This is a genomic window from Brevundimonas sp., from assembly GCF_023259385.1.
Classification (GTDB): domain Bacteria; phylum Pseudomonadota; class Alphaproteobacteria; order Caulobacterales; family Caulobacteraceae; genus Brevundimonas.
In genome coordinates this window covers 1-3,599 of sequence record NZ_JAHFPF010000314.1, presented here as the reverse complement: position 1 = coordinate 3,599, position 3,599 = coordinate 1, and the positions used below count along the sequence as shown (strand labels likewise).

Sequence of the window (3,599 nt, the reverse complement as noted above, 5' to 3'; positions counted from 1 at the left end):
CCTTTATGCGCAAAATCAGGTTGATCGTCAGACCCTGCTGGACAGCGAGATCGGCAGCTATCACTCGCCCGGCACCTGCACCTTCTACGGCACCGCCAACTCCAACCAGATGATGATGGAGCTGGGCGGCCTGCACCTGCCGTCGACCGCCTTCGTCCATCCGGAAACCGGCCTGCGCGACGCCCTGACCGCCGCCGCCGCCAAGCGCGCGGTCGAGCTGGCCCGCACGGGCCGGGGCCGCATGGCCGACGTCATCTCCGAGAAGTCGGTCGTCAACATGATCGTGGCCCTGCTGGCCACCGGCGGCTCGACCAACCACGCCATCCACCTGGTCGCCATGGCGCGCGCCGCGGGCGTGCTGATCGACTGGACCGACATGGACCAGCTGTCGTCCGCCACCCCGTTGCTGGCTCGCGTCTATCCCAACGGCTCAGCCGACGTGAACGCCTTCCAGGCCGCCGGCGGCGTCGCCTTCGTCACCCGCGAACTGGCCCAGGCGGGCCACATCCACTCCGACGTCACGACCGTCATGGGCGACGGCATCCAGCACTATTTCCAGGAGCCCTCGCTGGTCGACGGCGAACTGGTCTGGCGCGACGGCGTCACCGAGAGCCTGGACCGCGACATCCTGCGTCCCGCCTCCGACCCGTTCCAGAAGGACGGCGGCCTGCGCCTCGTCCAGGGCGACCTGGGTCGGGCCGTCATCAAGGTCTCGGCGGTCAAGCCCGAGAACCGCATCGTCGAGGCCCCCGCCGCGGTCTTCGAATCCCAGGAAGAGGCGCTGCAGGCCTTCAAGGACGGCAAGCTGAACCGCGACGTGGTCGTGGTCCTGCGCTTCCAGGGCCCCAAGGCCAACGGCATGCCCGAGCTGCACAGCCTGTCGCCCGCCCTGTCGGTCCTTCAAGACAAGGGCTTCAAGGTCGCCTTCGTCACCGACGGCCGCATGTCGGGCGCCAGCGGCAAGACGCCCGCCGCCATCCACGTCTCGCCAGAGGCTCTCGCCGGCGGCCCCCTGGCCCATGTGAAGGACGGCGACATCATCCGGCTGGACGCCGAGGCCGGGGTGCTGACCACCATCGGCGTCGCGGGCCTGCGCGAACGCCCCGCCGCCCACCGCACCCAGGCCCACGCCGAGGGCTCGGCCTGGGGCTACGGCCGCGAGCTGTTCAGCGTCTTCCGCCAGACCGTCTCGACCGCTGAGGAAGGGGCCTCGGTCTGCTTCACGACCCCGACCGGCAGCCCGGTCAGCATCGACACCCCGCCCGACCCGAATATCGTCGACCGCGCCGTCGATGCCTGACGCCAATCAAGAAGAAGCCGCCGCGCGGCAAGGGATTCAAGGACAGCGCTCATGACCGTCAACTGGGACCGCACCCTGCTCGTCGGAGACGTCGGCGGCACCAACGCCCGCTTCGCCATCGCCCACATGATCGAGGGCAGGCCGGTGCTCGAGCATCACGAAAGCTTCCCGGCCGAGCGCTATCCGACCTTCCTCGAAGGCGTGAAGGCCTTCATCGACGGCTGCGAGGTCAAGCCCACCGGCGGCGTCATCGCCGTGGCCGGCGCGGTCACCGACGGCGAGATCGACCTGACCAACTCGCCCTGGCGGGTGTCGGAGACCGAACTGGGCACGCTCGGCCTGGAGCCGGTGCGCCTGATCAACGATTTCGAGGCCCTGGCCTGGGGCGCGCCGATCGTGCCGCCGTCCGAGCTGGCCTCGCTGGGCGGTCCGGAAGAGGGCGCGCCGCATTCGGCCATCGCCGTGCTCGGGCCGGGCACCGGCTTCGGCGTCTCCGCCCTGGTGCGGGACCAGCACGGCAATGAGATCGCCATGCCCTCCGAGGGCGGCCACGCCTGTTTCGCCCCGGGTGATCCGGTCGAGGACGAGATCCTGCGCATCCTGCGCCGCCGCTACGATCGGGTCTCCATCGAGCGCCTCATCTGCGGCCCCGGCCTGCTGAACATGCACCGGGCCCTGGCCGAGATCGATGGGCGCGAGACCCATATCGACGACCCGGCCCAGATCACCGCCGAGGCGCTGGAGGATCCGCGCAGCCAGTGCGGCGCCACCCTGGCCCGCTTCTGCGCCATCCTGGGCGCCGTGGCCGGCGACATCGCCCTGACCACCGGCGCCCGCGGCGGAATCTATATCGCCGGCGGCATCGCCCCGCGCATCCTGCCCTTCCTGAAGGCCAGTCCCTTCCGCGAGCGGTTCGAGCGCAAGGGCCGGTTCCAGGACTATATGGCGGCCATTCCCACGAGGGTGATCTTGCACAAGCACGCCGCCCTTCTGGGCGCCGCGCGGGTCGCCTTCGCGGCCTGACAGGTCACGGAAGTGTCACGGCCGCGTGAACCTTCCGGACCCAACGGTGTTTACCTCCCCGAACACAGGGAGTTAGTTCACATGCGCAAGTTCACCATCGCCGCCGTCGCCGCCTTCGCCGTCGTGGGCCTCGCCGCCTGCGGGGAAAGCTCGGCCGACAAGGCCGCCGAAACCCAGGCCGACGCGCTGGAGGCCCAGGCCGCCGCGACCCCGAACGAGGCCCAGGAGAAGGCCCTCAACACCGAAGCCGACCGTATCGAGCAACAGGCTGGCAACGCCGACGGCGGCATGACCACCTCGAACACCCCGAGCACCACCCCCTCGGGCGAGATGACCGCCCCGCCGGCCCCGGCTCCGGCCCACTAAGCCGTTCCGTCCACGGACGAACGAAGAAGGCCCCGCCGCTCTCGCGACGGGGCCTTTTGCTTGCGCGGCGCTCAGCGCGTCAGTCGACGCAGATCGTCGGCTCCGCCTTGCCGTTCTCGATCGTGGTGTAGCAGCCGAAACGGCCGCTGGCGGCCTGGCACTGGCCGACGGCGGGGGCGCCCGCGTTCGGCGTTCCGGCGACGTCCTCGATGCGGCAGTCGCCCTGGCAGTCCGAGCCGGTCGTGCAGCGCTTGCCCGCATCGGCGTAGGTGATCACGCAGCGCACGGTCTGCATCCGGCCCTGCGGCAGCATCTTGCCCCCCTGGGAGGCGCACAGGGCCGCGTCGGTGCTGCCCGCGGCGCTGGCCTGGGACTGTTGCGGCGCGGCGGTCGCGGCGCCGTCGGTGGCCGGCATCGGCTGGCAGGCGGCGGCCAGCAGGGCCGTCACGGCGATCATCAGTCGTTTCATTTCACGGCTCCCTTGGTGAATCCGGTCCAGACGTCGTCGTAGTCCAGCTGCATCGTTGGACTGGTTTGCGCCCATTCCGTGGTGCGGATCGGCATGCGCGTCTCGAACATGAAGGCCAGGGTGTTCTCGATCTTCACCGGCTTCAGCTCGGCGGCGACCGCCTTGTCATAGCTGGCCTGGTCCGGCCCGTGCCCGCTCATGCAGTTGTGCAGGCTGGCGCCGCCGGGGGCGAAGCCGCCCTCCTTGGCGTCATACTCGCCGGTCACCAGCCCCATGAACTCGCTCATGACGTTGCGGTGGAACCAGGGCGGGCGGAACGTGTCCTCGGCCACCATCCAGCGCGGCGGGAAGATCACGAAGTCGCAGTTGGCCGTCCCCGGCGTGTCCGACGGGCTGGTCAGCACCGTGAAGATCGAGGGGTCCGGATGGTCGAAGCTCACC

The 3,599-nt window shown here is 70.0% G+C and carries 5 protein-coding genes; 3 read left to right on the top strand and 2 right to left on the bottom strand.

The genetic code is table 11. From position 1 onward, the window contains the following. The 3 genes from Q0C81_RS17445 to Q0C81_RS17435 form a co-directional block, all read left to right on the top strand. On the top strand, positions 1-1,300 hold a 1,300-nt coding region (locus tag Q0C81_RS17445), incomplete at its 5' end, for a dihydroxy-acid dehydratase (RefSeq protein ID WP_291840980.1). A 51-nt stretch (positions 1,301-1,351) separates the two neighbouring features. Beyond that, entirely contained in the window at positions 1,352-2,323 is a 972-nt protein-coding gene (gene glk / locus Q0C81_RS17440; RefSeq protein ID WP_291840978.1) for a glucokinase, read from the top strand. Between the two features lie 81 nt (positions 2,324-2,404). Continuing rightward, on the top strand, positions 2,405-2,689 hold the full coding sequence (locus tag Q0C81_RS17435; RefSeq protein ID WP_291840976.1) for a hypothetical protein: 285 nt from the start codon (positions 2,405-2,407) through the stop codon (positions 2,687-2,689). Positions 2,690-2,768: 79 nt separating this feature from the next. Here the strand turns inward: Q0C81_RS17435 and Q0C81_RS17430 are convergent, their stop codons facing one another. Beyond that, the gene (locus tag Q0C81_RS17430; protein ID WP_291840974.1) at positions 2,769-3,158 is read right to left on the bottom strand and encodes a hypothetical protein; all 390 of its coding nucleotides are present in this window, start codon (positions 3,156-3,158) and stop codon (positions 2,769-2,771) included. Beyond that, a partial coding sequence (locus tag Q0C81_RS17425) for a homogentisate 1,2-dioxygenase domain-containing protein (RefSeq protein ID WP_291840972.1) occupies positions 3,155-3,599 on the bottom strand: 445 nt, incomplete at its 5' end. The genes Q0C81_RS17425 and Q0C81_RS17430, both read right to left, overlap by 4 nt.